Origin of the sequence: Phycicoccus jejuensis (assembly GCF_000720925.1) — a bacterium.
Classification (GTDB): domain Bacteria; phylum Actinomycetota; class Actinomycetes; order Actinomycetales; family Dermatophilaceae; genus Phycicoccus; species Phycicoccus jejuensis.
The window spans coordinates 293,420-307,959 of record NZ_JOEE01000002.1 but is presented as its reverse complement, the minus strand read 5'-3'; the positions used below and the strand labels follow the sequence as shown (position 1 = coordinate 307,959).

The following is a 14,540-nucleotide window of genomic DNA, read 5'->3' as shown; positions in this document are numbered from 1 at the left end:
CGGTGCGCGGCCACTGTCCGAACGGCCCGTTGCCCGCAGCGCGTCGCCGGGGTGTACTGCGAGGGTGTCGAGCAGGACGGCCCGGCGCGGCGCCGGTGGCCCCGACGGGGTCCGGTCGGTCGTCGCGGAGTCCTGGCTGCGTTCGTCCGCCGCGGGCGTGGACCCCGAGGGGCACCTGCCCCCGGTCGTCCTCGACGGCGGTGACCTCGCCGACTACCGCACCGCGCACGCCCTCTCGCACGTCTTCCCGCTGCTCTACGACGTCCTCGGGCGCGCGGCGGTCGACTGCGACGCACTGATGGCGGTCGGTGACGCGAGCGGCCACCTGCTCTGGGTCGCCGGGGCCCGGCACGTGCTGCGGCGCGCGGAGGACATCAACTTCGTCGAGGGCTCGGCGTGGAACGAGCACTCCGCCGGCACCAACGCCCCGGGGATGGCCCTGCACCTCGACGGTCCCGCCGTCGTGCGCGCCGGGGAGCACTTCAACCGGCTCGTCCACCCCTGGTCGTGCGCGGCGGCGCCCATCCACGACCCGACGACGAGCGCGGTGCTCGGCGTCGTCGACATCACGGGGGGACCCGACGTCGCCTCCCCGCAGAGCCTCGCGATGATCCGGGCCGCGGCGCGGATGGCGGAGTCCGAGCTCGGCCGGCTCGCGCTGACCGGGACGCTGCTCGGGGGCGGGGAGCATCCCGGCGCCGGGCTCGGGCCGGGGGTCGTGCGGGTGCGCGGCCTGGGTCTGCCGGAGGCCGTCGTCGAGGTCGACGGGCGCACGCACCGGCTCAGCCGCCGGCACAGCGAGATCGTCGTCGCGCTGACCGAGAACCCGCGCGGCCTGTCGGCCGAGCAGCTCGAGACCGAGGTGTACCCGGGGCGGGTGACCTCGTCGACGTTGCGCGCCGAGATGACCCGGCTGCGGACGCTGCTCGGACCGGAGGTGATGCTCTCGCGGCCCTACCGCGTGCAGGCCGAGACCGAGACGGACTGGTCCGGCGTGCTCGCGCACCTCGCGGCCGGGCGGGTGCGCGACGCGCTGCGGGCGTACAAGGGCCCGCTGCTGCCGGGGTCGGAGGCGCCGGCGGTCGTCGATCTGCGCGAGGTGCTCGAGGCGCGGGTGCGCGCCGCCGTGCTCGCCTCCGGCGAGGCCGACCTCATGGTCGGGTGGACCCGCTCGCGCTGGGGCGCCGGTGACCTCGAGATGTGGGAGCGCCAGCTCGACACGCTGCCGGCGGCCTCCCCGCTGCGCCCCGTCGCCGAGGCCGAGGTCGCGCGCCTCCTGCGCGACGACGCCTGACCCGCCACCCCCCGTCCCCACCCGCCCCACCCGCCTCCCCTTTTCGGGGTCACCCCGAAATGTCCACGAGACACGACCTCGGAGCCGGGGTCTCGCGGACGAACCGGGGTGCAGCACGGTGCCGGGGCGACCTCGCCGTGCCGGGGCGAGCTCGCCGTGCCGGGATGGTCTCGCCGTGCCGGGGTGGTTCCGACGTGCCGAGGTGCTGTGGCAGGGCGGCGGGGCGAGGTCGGGGCGGCAGGGTGATGTGGGGGCGGCGGGGCGCGGTGAAGGCGGTGGGGGCGAGGTCGAGGTGGGCCCGTGGTGCCGAGGTGGGCCCGCGGTGCCCAGGTGGGCCCGCGGTGCCGGGGTGGGCCCGCGGTGCCGGGGCCGCGCTGCAGCGTGGTTGCAACGTCGCGCTGCCTACGGTCCTCCCCATCCCGCACCGGGCACCCCACGATCGAAGGAGATCGAGTCAATGACGACGTACACCCCGCCGGGCCGCGACGGCAGCAGCATCGAGGTCAAGGGCCGCTACGAGAACTACATCGGGGGCCAGTGGGTGCCGCCGGTCAAGGGCAACTACTTCGAGAACATCACCCCCGTGACGGGCCAGGCGTTCACCGAGATCGCCCGCGGCACCGCCGAGGACATCGAGCTGGCGCTCGACGCCGCGCACGGCGCCTCCGCCGCCTGGGGCCGCGCGAGCGCGACCGAGCGCTCCAACATCCTCCTCAAGATCGCCGACCGGATGGAGGCCCACCTCGAGGACCTCGCCGTCGCCGAGACCTGGGACAACGGCAAGCCGGTCCGCGAGACCCTCGCCGCCGACATCCCCCTCGCGATCGACCACTTCCGCTACTTCGCGGGCGCCGTTCGCGCACAGGAGGGTTCGATCGGCGAGATCGACGAGTACACCGTGGCGTACCACATCCACGAGCCGCTCGGCGTCGTCGCGCAGATCATCCCCTGGAACTTCCCGATCCTCATGGCCGTCTGGAAGCTCGCCCCCGCGCTCGCGGCCGGCAACTGTGTCGTCCTCAAGCCGGCGGAGCAGACCCCGTGGTCGATCCTCAAGCTGGTCGAGCTCGTCGGCGACCTGCTGCCCGACGGCGTCCTCAACGTCGTCAACGGCTTCGGCGTCGAGGCCGGCAAGCCGCTGGCGTCGAGCCCGCGCATCGCCAAGGTCGCCTTCACCGGCGAGACGACGACCGGCCGCCTGATCATGCAGTACGCGAGCCAGAACCTCATCCCGGTCACGCTCGAGCTCGGCGGCAAGAGCCCGAACATCTTCTTCGAGAACGTCTCCGCGCAGCGGGACTCGTTCTACGACAAGGCCCTCGAGGGCTTCGCGCTCTTCGCGCTCAACCAGGGCGAGGTCTGCACCTGCCCGAGCCGCGCGCTCATCCAGTCCTCGATCTACGACGAGTTCCTCCAGGACGCCGTCGACCGCGTCGGGAAGATCGTCCAGGGCAACCCGCTCGACACCGACACGATGATCGGCGCGCAGGCGAGCAACGACCAGCTCGAGAAGATCCTGTCCTACATCGACATCGGCAAGCAGGAGGGCGCGAAGGTCCTCATCGGCGGCGCGCGGGCCGACCTCGGTGGCGAGCTGTCGGGCGGCTACTACGTCCAGCCGACGGTCTTCGAGGGCGAGAACTCGATGCGCATCTTCCAGGAGGAGATCTTCGGGCCGGTCGTGTCGGTCACCCGCTTCGAGGACGAGGCCGACGCGCTGAAGATCGCCAACGACACCCTCTACGGCCTCGGCGCCGGCGTGTGGAGCCGTGACGGGTCGCAGGCCTACCGGGCCGGCCGCGAGATCCAGGCCGGCCGCGTGTGGACGAACAACTACCACGCGTACCCCGCGCACGCGGCGTTCGGCGGCTACAAGCAGTCGGGCATCGGGCGCGAGACCCACAAGATGATGCTCGAGCACTACCAGCAGACGAAGAACCTCCTCGTCAGCTACAGCCCCGACGCGCTCGGCTTCTTCTGAGCCGATGAGCGTCCCGGCCACCGCGAGCCGGGTCGACGTCACGGGTGGGGCGGCGGAGCTCCTCCGCCGCCTCACCGCGACGCACGGCCCGCTGATGTTCCACCAGTCCGGCGGTTGCTGCGACGGGTCGGCCCCGATGTGCTACCCCGACGGCGACCTCATCATCGGCGACGCCGACGTCCACCTCGGGACGCTCGACGTCGGTCTGGACCGGGCTGTCCCCGTGTGGATCTCGCGGGCGCAGTTCGAGTACTGGCGCTACACGCACCTGACGATCGACGTCGTACCCGGCCGCGGCGCCGGCTTCTCGCTCGAGGCGCCCGAGGGCGTCCGCTTCGTCATCCGCTCCCGGATGCTCACCGTCGACGAGCTGCACGACCTCGACGACGACTGACCGGCAGGGCCGCGGGACCGTCCGGCCGGGCGGTCCCGTGGCCGGTCCGGGCGTGCTTGGCTGGGGGGATGGACCGCGCCACCCTCCGCCAGATGCAGGCTCCGCTCCGCGAGCGCTACGCCGCCGACCCGTCCTCCGCGCACACACCGCTGCACGCCACCGCCGACTTCCGGGACGAGGGCGTCACCTGCACCGTCGACGGGTTCGCGGGACCGGTGCGGGCCGGGCTGCACCGCGCGACCGGCGGCGACGGCTCCGACGCGTGCAGCGGCGACATGCTCCTCGAGGCGCTGCTCGCCTGTGCCGGGGTGACCCTGCGCAGCGTCGCGACCGCGATGACCCTGGCGCTCGGTGAGGTCCACGGGGTCGCCGAGAGCTCGTTCGACGCCCGCGGCACCCTCGGCCTCGACCGCGAGGTGCCGGTCGGCATCGGCCCCGTCACCCTCACCTTCACCGTCGCGACGGACGCCGACGACGCCGCGCTCGAGCGGCTGGCGACCTCGACGGAGCGGTACTGCGTCGTCGGTGCGAGCCTCCGGGAGGCACCGACCGTCGTGGTCCGCCGGGCATAGCCTGTCCCCAGCACGGCGACCCCCCCGCCGCACGAGGAGGACATCAGGATGAGCGCACCCCCCGGATGGCACCCGCAGCCCGACGGCCGCGACCGCTGGTGGGACGGCCAGCAGTGGACCGACCACTTCCGGGACCCGGTGGCCCCCGCCGCTCCGGCGCCCTACGGCACCCCGGGCGCGCCCCAGGGCCAGTGGCCGCCGCCGAAACAGGGGATGAGCAGCGGCGCCAAGGGCTGCCTCGTCGCCGCGGTCGTCGTCGTCGTGCTCGTGGTCGTCGCGCTCGTCGTCGGGGGGATCTTCCTCGCGCGCACCGCGAACCGCGTCGTCGAGGACGTCCGGACCTCGTTCCCGACCTCCAGCGCCTTCCCCTCCGGCCTCCCGACGGAGCTGCCCGGCGGTGGCGAGCCGGTCGAGGTGTCGGTCGGCGAAGGGTTCGAGCTGGGGCCGGCCACGGTCGAGCCCGGCTGGACCCTCGGGAGCCTCGGTGGCGTCGGGGCGAACGTCGAGGGCATGACGGTCACGTTCGGCAGCGACAACGCCTTCCCGGTCGTCTTCTCGATGGACTTCGACAGCGGGGCGTCCACGACGTGCACGGCGAGCCCTGCAGAGGGGTCCGACACCGGTGAGGTCGCCTGCGTCCCGATGGTCGACAACGCCCCCGACGACGGCGCCCGCGTCACGGTCACGCCGCGCTTCTGACGGCGGGTCACCACCGCCGGCTCACGACCCGGTGGCGGTGACGACGTCCTGCACGAGCTCGTCGGTCCGCAGGTCGGCGGGGTCGACCTCCGGCGAGAACCCCATCCGCACGACGACGAGCCGCTGCGACGGCACGACGTAGACCCGCTGGCCGTCGTGGCCGCTCATCCAGTAGGCGTCGGTCGGCAGGAGCGGCGTGACGAGCGAGCCGTCGGCCTGGCGGTTGACCCACCAGCCGGCCGCGTAGCCCTTCTCCTCGCTGCGGTCGACCGGCTCGGCCGTCGTCGAGCGCTCCATCCATCCCTCGGGCAGGAGTCGCTTCTCCTCCCACACGCCGTCCTGCAGCGCGAGCTGCCCGAGCACCGCCCAGTCCCGGGGCGTCGCCCACAGGTACGAGCTGCAGACCGGCGTGCCCGCGGCGTCGGTCTCCCAGACCGCCGACGACAGGCCGAGCGGGGCGAACAGCTCGGTCCGGGGGAAGTCGCGGTCCGGGGTGTCGGCGAGCGAGGACAGCCACGAGCAGACGAGGTTGGTCGAGCCGCTCGAGTACTGCTGGTAGGTGCCCGGCCGGTGCGCCAGCGGCTGACTCGCGACGTACTTCGCCATGTCGGGCGCGTCGTAGAGCATCTCGGTGATGGGGGTGCCCAACGAGTAGGTCTCGTCCCACCGCAGCCCGCTCGTCATCCGCAGGAGCTGGTCGACGGTGATGTCGGCGCGCCCGTCGGTCCACTCCGGGCGCAGGTGGTCCTCGCCGAGGTCGAGCCCCCGGTCCAGGACGTACCGGCCGACGAGCAGGTTGGTCGCGCTCTTGGCCATCGACCACCCGAGCTGCGGTGTGCCCGGGGTGAACCCGTCGGCGTACCGTTCGGCCACGAGCTTGCCGTCCTGGACGACGACGACGGCCCGCGTGCCGAGCCGTCGCTTGGCGGCGTTGGTCAGGTCGTCGCCGAAGGCCCGGGCCATGGCCCGGCTCAGCGCCTTGTCGGCGCGCGGCACCTCGGCCCCCTCGAACGGGTTGCCCTCCGGCTCGACCTTGGTCGCCCGGCGCTGGTCCTGCGGCTGCTCGGGCGCGACGGTGCAGCCGTACCCCGGTGTGTACCAGGCCTTCTGCTTGGCGAGGACCCAGGCGACGGCGGAGGTCGAGGAACCTCCGGCCTCGTCGACGTAGCCGGTCAGGTAGGGCACGAGCGGGTTCGGCGGCAGGTCGGCCCCGGGGTCCGTGCGCCCGGCCACGAGCTCGACGGCACACGCGTTGTGCGCGGCGTAGCCGGTGCCGGTGCGCAGCAGCGGTCGGTACTGGCGGTACCCGAGCACGGCGCCGACGACGACGAGCACGAGCAGGACGGCGAGGATCCGGCGCAGGACACGCATGGCGGGACGGTACCGCCCGGTGGCACGCGCTGCGGGGACGTCGGCCGAGCGGCCGGGACCCGCAGGTTAGGCGGCGGGCAGGGCCTCGAGGCGCAGCCGCAGGCGGTCGAGCAGCTGGGTGAGCAGGCGCGAGACCTGCATCTGGCTCACACCGATCGACTCGCCGATCTCGCGCTGGGTGCGCTCCTCGACGAAGCGCATGCGGAGGATGACCTGCTCGCGCGGCGTGCAGCGACGGACCTCCTCGCGCAGCGTCGCGGACAGCGCGAGGTCGTCGGCCCAGTCGGCCGAGCCGGTCAGCAGGTCGCCGACCCGGCCACCGCCGGGCAGCGGCGCGTCGAGGGAGTCCGGGGTGAACGCCGACCCGGTGGCCCGGGCGTCGCGGACGTCGACCTCGCTACGGCCGATGGCCTCGGCCACCTCGCCGGCGGTCGACTCGCGGCCGAGGCGGTGCCGCAGGGCCTCCTCGGCGGCGACGAGCTCGGAGCGCAGCTCCTGGAGGGCGCGCGGCGGGCGCACCGCCCAGCCGGCGTCCCGGAAGTGCCGCTTGAGCTCCCCGCGGACCGACGGCACGGCGTAGGCGGCGAAGCCCCGCCCGGCCCCGGGCCGGTAGCGCCGCACGGCGGCGACGAGCGCGGCCCGCGCCACCTGGACGAGGTCGTCGGTCTCGATGCCGCGCCCGGCGTACCGCAGGGCGAGCGAGTCGGCCAGCGGCAGGGTCTCGGTGACCACCGCGGTGAGGACCCGGTCGTGCTCGGGGCCCGCGGCTGACCGGTACAGCTCGACGAGGAGCGACTCGAGCCGCTCGTCGTGCTCGCGACGCTGCAGCTCGCGGCCGGAGACCTGGTGGTCCCGGGTGGGGACCTGCTCGACGGCGACGATCTGGGACATGGCACTACCTCCGGTCCACGACGAAGACCGGTGGCACCTTGCTCGACCACCGCAGACCCCGATCGGGGTCTGGTCACGACGCTAGACGGACCTTCGACGCCCGAGGGCGGGAGGGTCGCGAAAGTTCGACAAACTTTCGGCAGGACCGAGCGGCCGACGACACGGCTCGACTCGAACTCCCCTGCCGGGCAACGACTTCGCCCCCTCCGGCGCGAATCCGCACGAGGGGGCGAAGGTTCGACAGGTCGTGTCCGCTCAGTCGTCGGAGACGTGGATGACGAGCTTGCCGCGGACGTGGCCCTCCTGGCTGCGGGCGAAGGCGTCGCGCACCTCGTCGAGGCCGTAGCGGCCGGCCACGTCGACGGTCAGGCCGCCGCGGGCCGCGAGGTCGGCGAGCCACTGCAGCTCCTCGCCGTCGGGCCGCACCCACACCCACGACCCGCCGCGCTCGATGACCGACGGGTCGGCGACCGAGGCGTGCCGGCCGCCCTCGCGCAGCACGCCGAGCGTGTCGTCGAGGACCCCGCCGACGAAGTCGGCGACGGCGTCCACACCGTCGGGGGCCAGGGCACGCACGCGCTCGACGAGGCCGTCGCCGTACGTCACGGGCTCGACGCCGAGCTCGCGCAGCCGGTCGTGGTTGGACTCGGAGGCGGTCCCGATGACGCGCGCGCCGAGCTCGCGGGCGACCTGCACCGCGAGGAGCCCGACCCCGCCGGCGGCGGCGTGCACGAGCACGGTGTCGCCCCGGCCGACCTCCAGCCGCTTGAGCGTGCGGTAGGCGGTCTGGCCGGCGAGCGGGAGGGCGCCCGCGCTGTCCCAGTCCAGACCGGCCGGCTTCTTCGCCGCCGCGCGCACCGGGACCGTGACCAGCTCGGCGAAGGTGCCGCCGTGGACCCAGTCCTTGCGCGCATAGGCCAGCACCTCGTCACCGACGGCGAGCTCCGGGGTGTCCGGTCCGACGGCGCGGACGACGCCGGCGACGTCCCAGCCGGGGACGACCGGGAAGGTGGCCTCCATCATCCCGTCGAGGCCGCCGGACATCAGCTTCCAGTCGACGGGGTTCACCGAGGCGCTGCGTACCTCGACGAGGGCCTCGCCGGGGCCGACCTTGGGGTCGGGGAGGTCGTCGCGGACCTCGAGGACGTCGAGGTCGCCGTAGTGGTCGTAGGTCACTGCTCGCATGGGGGAGTCAGCGCCACGGACCCCGGGCGGCATTCCCGCGCGTCCCCGCACCCTCGACGCGTCACGCCGCACGGAAGCTCGTCGATCGGTGTTTGTGCCGGTCACGAGCGGGTACGGTCGGGGGGCCCTGCCACCGCGGGGAGCACGAACGGACGAGGAGGTCCGGGGGATGACGACCGTTCACGTCGCCGAGGGGGCGACCGGCGCGGGGGACGACCCGCTGCTGGCGTCGCACCTCGCCGAGCTGCGCACCGCGCTTGCCGACCACCCGTTCCCCACCCACCAGGACGACCTCATCGCGTCCTGCCTCGCGCTCGGCACGCCCGCGCGGGTCTGCTGCCGGCTCTCCCTCCTGGACCGCACGCACGAGTACGCCTCGCTCGACGAGGTCCAGGCCGCCATCGTCGCGGCCTGCCCGCCGCCCGGCGCCTGACCGCGGCACGCACCCCGCCCGAGCGGGTCCGGGACGCGACCGCGACCCACTAGCGTGGCCTCCCACGGGACCCCGGACGGCCGGGGCCACGACCGAGAGGAACCACCCCGATGGCCGGTGGGCTCGTCGCACTGCTCGACGACATCGCCGCGATCGCGAAGCTCGCGGCCGCGTCCGTCGACGACGTGGGGGCCGCGGCCGGGCGGGCCAGCGCGAAGGCCGCCGGCGTCGTCGTCGACGACACCGCCGTCACGCCCCGCTACGTCACCGGGGTCTCGCCGGAGCGCGAGCTGCCGATCATCAAGAAGATCGCCATCGGCTCGATCCGCAACAAGCTGCTCATCATCCTGCCGGTGGCCCTGCTGCTCAGCCAGTTCCTCCCGTGGCTGCTCACGCCGATCCTCATGCTCGGCGGCACCTACCTCGCGTACGAGGGCGCCGAGAAGATCTGGGAGAAGCTCGCCCACCACGAGGCGCACGCCGAGCCGGTCACCGAGGTCGGGCCCGAGCAGGAGCAGCAGATGGTCTCCGGCGCCATCCGCACCGACCTCATCCTCTCAGCCGAGATCATGGTCATCGCGCTCGACGACGTCGCGTCCGAGCCGTTCCTCACCCGGGCCGCCGTGCTCGTCGTCGTCGCGGTCCTCATCACCGCGCTCGTCTACGGCGTCGTCGGGCTCATCGTCAAGATGGACGACATCGGGCTGCACCTGGCCGGCCGGGAGTCCAGCGGCGCCCGCCGGGTCGGGGAGGGCCTGGTCCGGGCCATGCCCAAGGTCCTCTCGTTCCTCTCGACCCTCGGCATCGTCGCGATGCTCTGGGTCGGCGGTCACATCCTCCTCGTCGGCGCCGACGAGCTCGGCTGGCACGGCCCGTACTCGCTGGTCCACCACGCCGAGGAGGTCGTCCACGACGCCACCGGTGCGCTCGGTGGCCTGCTCGGCTGGCTGACCAACACCCTCGGCTCGGCCGTCGCCGGCGCGGTCGTCGGCGCCGTGGTCGTCGCGGTCGTGCTCGCCGTGAAGCGGGCCCGCGGCGGCGACCCTCAGGACGCCGCCGCGTCGCACTGACACCGCGGCGTCGCTCCCGTCCGGTCAGGCGCGGGTCGCGGTGAGCAGCAGGTACTCCCAGCGCATCCGACCGTCGGCGTCCGTCCCCTCGCGGGCCACGCCGTCGATGGCGGCCTCGAGGGCAGCCCGCTGCTCGGGGTCGTGGGCGACCGAACGGTGCACGGCCACCGTCGGCCCGTAGCGCTCGACGAAGAACGTCCGGAACTCCTCCGGGGTCGCGAAACCCTCGACGACGAGCTCGCGGCGCTCGGCCCGCAGGTCGCGCACACCGTCGCCGAGCAGGCCCTCGACGTGCTCCGGCCGCCCCCACAGCGGCGGCGGCTGCGCCCCGGGCGGCGGGGGCGGCGCCCACGGCCGGATGGCGGCGAGCAGCTGGCCGATGAACCCCTCGGGTGTCCAGGACAGCAGGCCGATGCGCCCGCCGGGCCGGCAGACCCGCAGCAGCTCACCGGCCGAGGCCTCGTGCACCGGCGCGAACATCACGCCGACGCAGGAGAGCACGACGTCGAAGGTCGCGTCGGGGTAGGGCAGGTCCTCGGCGTCGGCGACGTCCCAGAGGACCTCGAGCCCGGCGTCCCGGGACCGTTCCCGCCCGACCTCGACCAGCTCGGGCGTGAGGTCGGACGCGGTGACGTCGGCGCCGGCGCGCGCGGCCGGCAGCGAGGCGTTGCCCGCGCCCGCGGCGACGTCGAGGACGCGCTCCCCGGGCGTGATGGAGGCGGCCTCGACGAGCACCTCGCCGAGGTGCGGGATGACCCGGTCGGCGACGCTCGGGTAGTCGCCGAGCGCCCAGAGGGCGGCATGGCGGGCCTTGACCTCGGGCGGGGCCGGCGGGGCGTGGTGGACGGTCATGGTGGTCTCCTCTCGTCGGGCGACCAGCGTCCCGCCGGGCCGCGCCGGCCATCCAGTGCCGGATGTGGACCGCCTCCGGTCCACGATCTGTACTGGCGCGCCGGGCCCGGGCAGCGGTTCACTGGACGCACCGGCGTCGGCGGCGACCACCCGTCCGCCGTCCAGGGGAGGTGTGCGATGGCCTCGACCTACGGTCAGTTCTGCCCGGTCGCCAAGGCGATGGAGGTGCTCGACGAGCGGTGGACGCTGCTCGTCGTGCGTGAGCTGCTCTGCGGCAGCACCCACTTCAACGACCTGCGGCGCGGGGTGCCGCGGATGTCGCCGACGCTGCTCTCGAAGCGGCTGCGGAGGCTCGAGCGCGCGGGGGTGGTGGAGCGCCGGGTCGTCGGCGGCCGGACGTCGTACCACCTGACGCGCAGCGGGGAGGAGCTGCGCGGGGTCGTCGAGGCGCTCGGGGCCTGGGGGGTGCGCTGGGTCGGTGACCTCGGCCAGGAGGACCTCGACCCGCACCTGCTCATGTGGGACCTCAAGCGGACGCTGCCCCTCGACCGCTGGCCGCGGGAGCGCACGGTCGTCGCCTTCACCTACACCGACGTCGAGCCGCGCGCCCGGCGCTGGTGGGTCGTCGTCGACGGGGCGTCGGTCGACGTGTGCGACGCCGACCCGGGGTTCGAGGTCGACGCGGCGCTCACGACGACGCTGCGCACGATGACCGAGATCTGGCGCGGTGACCGGGCATGGGAGGAGGCGGTGCGGGGGCGGCTCGTCGCCATCGACGCGCCGGCCGACGTCGTCCGCGCCGTGCCGGGCTGGGTCGGCATCTCGACCCTCGGCGCCGTCCCACGCCCGGCCTGACGCTGCGGTCGGGCCGGGCGGTGGGAGGCATCCGCCGGGGTGGGGCGGGGTGTCAGGACGAGGGGGCGGCGGCGCTCAGCTTCTCGAGGAGCTCGGGGGCGACCTCGTCGAGGAACGGCGTCTGGTGCTCGCCGCCGACCTGGACCAGCGCGATGTCGGTGAAGCCGGCCTCCCAGTAGGGCGCGACGGCCTCGACGATCTTGTCGAGGTCGGGGCCGCACGGGATGGACTCGGCGACGTCCTCCTCGCGGACGAACTGGGTGGCCCCGCTGAAGCCCATCGGGGTCGGCAGGTCGGCGTTGACCTTCCAGCCGCCGGCGAACCAGCGGAACTGCTCGTGGGCGCGGGTGACGGCCGTGGCCTCGTCGCGGTCCCAGCAGATCGGGATCTGGCCGATGGCGCGGGCGCCGGAGCCGATCGTCGAGCCGGCGAGCTCGTTCCACTGCTCGACGAGCTCGGCCTCGGGCTGGACGGCGACGAGGTGGTCGGCGAGCGGGCCGAACCGCTCGATGCCCGCACGGCCGCTCACCGCCACGCCGATCGGGACGCCCTGCTCGGGCAGGTCCCAGAGGCGCGCGGAGTCGACGTCGAAGTACTCGCCGCGGTAGGTCGTCAGCTCGCCGGTGAACAGCTCGCGGATGATCTCCATGGCCTCGGCGAGCATGTCCTGGCGCTGGGCGACCGGCGGCCAGCCCTGCCCGATGACGTGCTCGTTGAGGTTCTCGCCGGAACCGAGGCCGAGGGTGAAGCGGCCGTCGGCGAGGATCTGGAGGGTCGCGGCCTGCTGCGCGACGACGGCCGGGTGGTAGCGCATCGTCGGGCAGGTCACGTAGGTCGCGAGGTCGACCGTGCTCGTCGCGTGGGCGACGGCGCCGAGCATCGTCCAGGCGTGGGGGGCGTGCCCCTGCTCGGTGAGCCAGGGCGAGTAGTGGTCGCTGGAGACCAGCAGGTCGAAGCCGGCGGCCTCGGCGCGCACGGCGGCGTCGACGAGCTCCTTGGGGCCGCTCTGCTCGGTCATCAGGGTGAAGCCGAAACGGGTCACGCGTCCTGCTCCTCGGGTCGGGCGGGGGCCGGCGGGTCCGGCCGCTCGCCCGTCCTCGTACCCCGCGGCGCCCCGCGCCGAACCCCTCGCCCGCGTCCACCCCGCCTCCCTCCCGCGAACGTGCGTGGACCCGCCGGTGGACCCCGGCGGGTCCACATGCGTCCGCGCTGGTCGGGGGCGTGGATGGCGCCTACCGTCGGGGGATGGGGTACCCACCACGCCTGTACGACGGGGACGACGGCGAGGTCTCGGCCTGGACGCACCCGGCCGACCGCCCGCCGGACCTGACCTACCCGAACGGCAACGAGGTGCACTACCTCGCGTCGGGGGCCTCGACCGGCGGCCTCTTCGGCCTCTACCGGTGGACCTTCGCGGGGCCACCGAGCGGGCCGGGGCCGCACTTCCACCGGACGCTCAGCGAGTCCTTCCACGTCCTCGAGGGCGTCGTGCGGATCTTTGACGGGCGCGACTGGGTGCGCGCCGGCCCGGGCGACTTCGTCCACGTGCCGCCGGGCGGCGTCCACGGCTTCCGCAACGAGGACGGGCCCGCGCGGATGCTCCTGCACTTCGCGCCGGGGGCGCCGCGCGAGGGGTACTTCGAGGGCCTCGCCGCGGGCACCGACGGCTGGAGCCGCGAGCACTACGACGCCTTCATGGCCGAGCACGACAACATCTGGGTCGACGGCACCTGACCCCGACCGCCGCCCCTCCATCCGCGAACGTGTGTGAAACCGCCGGGGACGTCCGGCGATTTCACACACGTTCGCGCGAGAGGGGAGGGGGTCAGGGGCGGCGGGGGCCGAGGCGTCGGGCGAGCACCCCGGCGGCGACGAGCAGCAGCACACCGGCGCCACCGGCGAGGAGGATGGTCGTCGCGTCCTGGCCGGCCGAGGCGCCGACCGCGACGTAGGCGACCGTCCCCGGCACGACGCCGAGCGCCGTCCCGAGCAGGTAGTCGCGCCGCCCGACCCGGCTCACGCCGGCGCCGTAGTTGACGACCGTGAACGGGACGAGCGGCGTGAGCCGGGCGATGACGACCGCCAGCAGCCCACGCTCGCGCAGTACCCGCCGCACCCGCTCGACCCGGGCGCCGGTGATGCCGTCGACCGCGTCGGCGCCGAGCCGGCCGGCCAGCTCGAACGTCACCCAGGCGCTCGCGACCGCACCGACCCACGACAGCGCGCTGCCCGCGCCGAGGCCGAAGAGGGCGCCGGCGATGCCCGCGAGGAGGTTCTTCGGGACCGGGACGAGGGTGAGGACGACGTGCAGCACGACGAAGACGACCGGGCCCCACGCGCCGCTGGCGGCGACGGCACGGCGCACCGTCGCGAGGTCGCCGCCGAGCAGGAGCAGCGCCAGCCCGCCGGCGAGCAGCACCCCGACGACGAGCCCGACGAGGCGCAGGCGGGCGGCGGTCGAGGACGGCATCCCGGTCAGCCTAGGCGCGGGTGGTGACGTCGACTGCGCCCGCATCCGGGCTTGCTCGAGCGGCGCCGAGGCCGCTCAGCGAGCCGGTGCGCAGGTGTCGGCGGTCGCCAGCCGCCGGCCGAGGGCGCCGACGCCGAGGGCGGCGACCGGCACGAGGGCCCACGTCGTCACGGCGACGCCCGTCATCAGCCGGGCGCGGGCGAGCAGGACGAGCGGGCTCGCGGCCCAGGGGGCGGTGGCGAGGACCCGGGCGGGCGGTCACCGCCGGTCGGTGGCCTGCTCGGCGGGCTCGTCGGCGCAGGTGCAGCGGGCGGGCGGCGGGACGGACGCCATGACCATGTCGGCGTGCATGCCGCAGCCGGCCCAGGTGGTCTTGCCGCAGACGTGGCAGGTGGCGGGGGAGCACACGGGGACCTCCGGGAGGGCGAGGGGGGAGCGGTCGACCACAGGATGGCATATACCCGTGGGGGTAT

Annotated in this window: 16 protein-coding genes; 9 read left to right on the top strand and 7 right to left on the bottom strand. The window is 74.4% G+C overall.

All coding sequences use genetic code 11. The features are described 5' to 3' along the window. The first annotated feature begins 64 nt into the window (after positions 1 to 64). From IG69_RS0105405 to IG69_RS0105385, 5 genes are all read left to right on the top strand, one after another. Positions 65 to 1,294: a GAF domain-containing protein gene (locus IG69_RS0105405; protein ID WP_051750250.1), complete on the top strand. Its 1,230-nt coding sequence runs from the start codon at positions 65 to 67 to the stop codon at positions 1,292 to 1,294. A 457-nt stretch (positions 1,295 to 1,751) separates the two neighbouring features. Beyond that, entirely contained in the window at positions 1,752 to 3,275 is a 1,524-nt protein-coding gene (exaC, locus tag IG69_RS0105400) for an acetaldehyde dehydrogenase ExaC (RefSeq protein ID WP_030527153.1), read from the top strand. A 4-nt stretch (positions 3,276 to 3,279) separates the two neighbouring features. Continuing rightward, positions 3,280 to 3,669, top strand: coding sequence for a DUF779 domain-containing protein (locus IG69_RS0105395; RefSeq protein ID WP_030527152.1), 390 nt, complete (start codon positions 3,280 to 3,282; stop codon positions 3,667 to 3,669). 92 nt (positions 3,670 to 3,761) lie between these two features. Next, positions 3,762 to 4,241: an OsmC family protein gene (locus IG69_RS0105390; protein ID WP_245616085.1), complete on the top strand. Its 480-nt coding sequence runs from the start codon at positions 3,762 to 3,764 to the stop codon at positions 4,239 to 4,241. A gap of 48 nt (positions 4,242 to 4,289) precedes the next feature. After that, positions 4,290 to 4,940, top strand: a complete 651-nt coding sequence (locus tag IG69_RS0105385) for a DUF2510 domain-containing protein (RefSeq protein WP_030527150.1) — start codon at positions 4,290 to 4,292, stop codon at positions 4,938 to 4,940. A 21-nt stretch (positions 4,941 to 4,961) separates the two neighbouring features. On the opposite strand, the gene IG69_RS0105380 is transcribed toward IG69_RS0105385, so the two are convergent. From IG69_RS0105380 to IG69_RS0105370, 3 genes are all read right to left on the bottom strand, one after another. Continuing rightward, complete coding sequence (locus tag IG69_RS0105380; RefSeq protein WP_030527149.1) at positions 4,962 to 6,311, bottom strand: serine hydrolase domain-containing protein; 1,350 nt, start codon at positions 6,309 to 6,311, stop codon at positions 4,962 to 4,964. Between the two features lie 66 nt (positions 6,312 to 6,377). Then, complete coding sequence (locus IG69_RS0105375) at positions 6,378 to 7,202, bottom strand: sigma-70 family RNA polymerase sigma factor (protein ID WP_051750249.1); 825 nt, start codon at positions 7,200 to 7,202, stop codon at positions 6,378 to 6,380. Positions 7,203 to 7,457: 255 nt separating this feature from the next. Next, positions 7,458 to 8,387, bottom strand: coding sequence for an NADP-dependent oxidoreductase (locus IG69_RS0105370; RefSeq protein WP_036829240.1), 930 nt, complete (start codon positions 8,385 to 8,387; stop codon positions 7,458 to 7,460). A 169-nt stretch (positions 8,388 to 8,556) separates the two neighbouring features. Here IG69_RS0105370 and IG69_RS0105365 point away from each other — a divergent pair, with 169 nt between their 5' ends. Both IG69_RS0105365 and IG69_RS0105360 read left to right on the top strand, forming a co-directional pair. Continuing rightward, the gene (locus IG69_RS0105365; RefSeq protein ID WP_030527146.1) at positions 8,557 to 8,820 is read left to right on the top strand and encodes a hypothetical protein; all 264 of its coding nucleotides are present in this window, start codon (positions 8,557 to 8,559) and stop codon (positions 8,818 to 8,820) included. Positions 8,821 to 8,930: 110 nt separating this feature from the next. Then, entirely contained in the window at positions 8,931 to 9,890 is a 960-nt protein-coding gene (locus IG69_RS0105360) for a DUF808 domain-containing protein (RefSeq protein WP_030527145.1), read from the top strand. 24 nt (positions 9,891 to 9,914) lie between these two features. Here IG69_RS0105360 and IG69_RS0105355 read toward each other — a convergent pair whose 3' ends face one another. Then, on the bottom strand, positions 9,915 to 10,742 hold the full coding sequence (locus IG69_RS0105355) for a methyltransferase domain-containing protein (RefSeq protein ID WP_030527144.1): 828 nt from the start codon (positions 10,740 to 10,742) through the stop codon (positions 9,915 to 9,917). A gap of 177 nt (positions 10,743 to 10,919) precedes the next feature. On the opposite strand from IG69_RS0105355, the gene IG69_RS0105350 reads away from it, so the two are divergent. Continuing rightward, on the top strand, positions 10,920 to 11,597 hold the full coding sequence (locus IG69_RS0105350) for a winged helix-turn-helix transcriptional regulator (RefSeq protein WP_030527143.1): 678 nt from the start codon (positions 10,920 to 10,922) through the stop codon (positions 11,595 to 11,597). 52 nt (positions 11,598 to 11,649) lie between these two features. On the opposite strand, the gene IG69_RS0105345 is transcribed toward IG69_RS0105350, so the two are convergent. Further along, a complete protein-coding gene (locus IG69_RS0105345) occupies positions 11,650 to 12,639 on the bottom strand; it encodes an LLM class F420-dependent oxidoreductase (protein WP_030527142.1) in 990 nt (329 codons plus the stop codon). 203 nt (positions 12,640 to 12,842) lie between these two features. Between IG69_RS0105345 and IG69_RS0105340 the strand changes: the two genes are divergently transcribed. Continuing rightward, positions 12,843 to 13,331, top strand: coding sequence for a cupin domain-containing protein (locus tag IG69_RS0105340; RefSeq protein WP_030527141.1), 489 nt, complete (start codon positions 12,843 to 12,845; stop codon positions 13,329 to 13,331). Between the two features lie 91 nt (positions 13,332 to 13,422). Here IG69_RS0105340 and IG69_RS0105335 read toward each other — a convergent pair whose 3' ends face one another. Then, complete coding sequence (locus tag IG69_RS0105335) at positions 13,423 to 14,067, bottom strand: TVP38/TMEM64 family protein (protein WP_051750248.1); 645 nt, start codon at positions 14,065 to 14,067, stop codon at positions 13,423 to 13,425. A 258-nt stretch (positions 14,068 to 14,325) separates the two neighbouring features. After that, positions 14,326 to 14,514, bottom strand: a complete 189-nt coding sequence (locus IG69_RS19990; protein ID WP_036829105.1) for a hypothetical protein — start codon at positions 14,512 to 14,514, stop codon at positions 14,326 to 14,328. Positions 14,515 to 14,540: the final 26 nt, after the last annotated feature.

Coding starts and splice junctions, on each gene's coding strand:
- IG69_RS0105355 (WP_030527144.1), bottom strand. CDS start 10,742: ATGACCGTCCACCACGCCCCGCCGGCCCCGCCCGAGGTCAAGGCCCGC.
- IG69_RS0105385 (WP_030527150.1), top strand. CDS start 4,290: ATGAGCGCACCCCCCGGATGGCACCCGCAGCCCGACGGCCGCGACCGC.
- IG69_RS0105350 (WP_030527143.1), top strand. CDS start 10,920: ATGGCCTCGACCTACGGTCAGTTCTGCCCGGTCGCCAAGGCGATGGAG.
- IG69_RS0105365 (WP_030527146.1), top strand. CDS start 8,557: ATGACGACCGTTCACGTCGCCGAGGGGGCGACCGGCGCGGGGGACGAC.
- IG69_RS0105360 (WP_030527145.1), top strand. CDS start 8,931: ATGGCCGGTGGGCTCGTCGCACTGCTCGACGACATCGCCGCGATCGCG.
- exaC (WP_030527153.1), top strand. CDS start 1,752: ATGACGACGTACACCCCGCCGGGCCGCGACGGCAGCAGCATCGAGGTC.
- IG69_RS0105380 (WP_030527149.1), bottom strand. CDS start 6,311: ATGCGTGTCCTGCGCCGGATCCTCGCCGTCCTGCTCGTGCTCGTCGTC.
- IG69_RS0105335 (WP_051750248.1), bottom strand. CDS start 14,067: ATGCCGTCCTCGACCGCCGCCCGCCTGCGCCTCGTCGGGCTCGTCGTC.
- IG69_RS0105340 (WP_030527141.1), top strand. CDS start 12,843: ATGGGGTACCCACCACGCCTGTACGACGGGGACGACGGCGAGGTCTCG.
- IG69_RS0105395 (WP_030527152.1), top strand. CDS start 3,280: ATGAGCGTCCCGGCCACCGCGAGCCGGGTCGACGTCACGGGTGGGGCG.
- IG69_RS0105375 (WP_051750249.1), bottom strand. CDS start 7,202: ATGTCCCAGATCGTCGCCGTCGAGCAGGTCCCCACCCGGGACCACCAG.
- IG69_RS0105370 (WP_036829240.1), bottom strand. CDS start 8,387: ATGCGAGCAGTGACCTACGACCACTACGGCGACCTCGACGTCCTCGAG.
- IG69_RS0105390 (WP_245616085.1), top strand. CDS start 3,762: ATGCAGGCTCCGCTCCGCGAGCGCTACGCCGCCGACCCGTCCTCCGCG.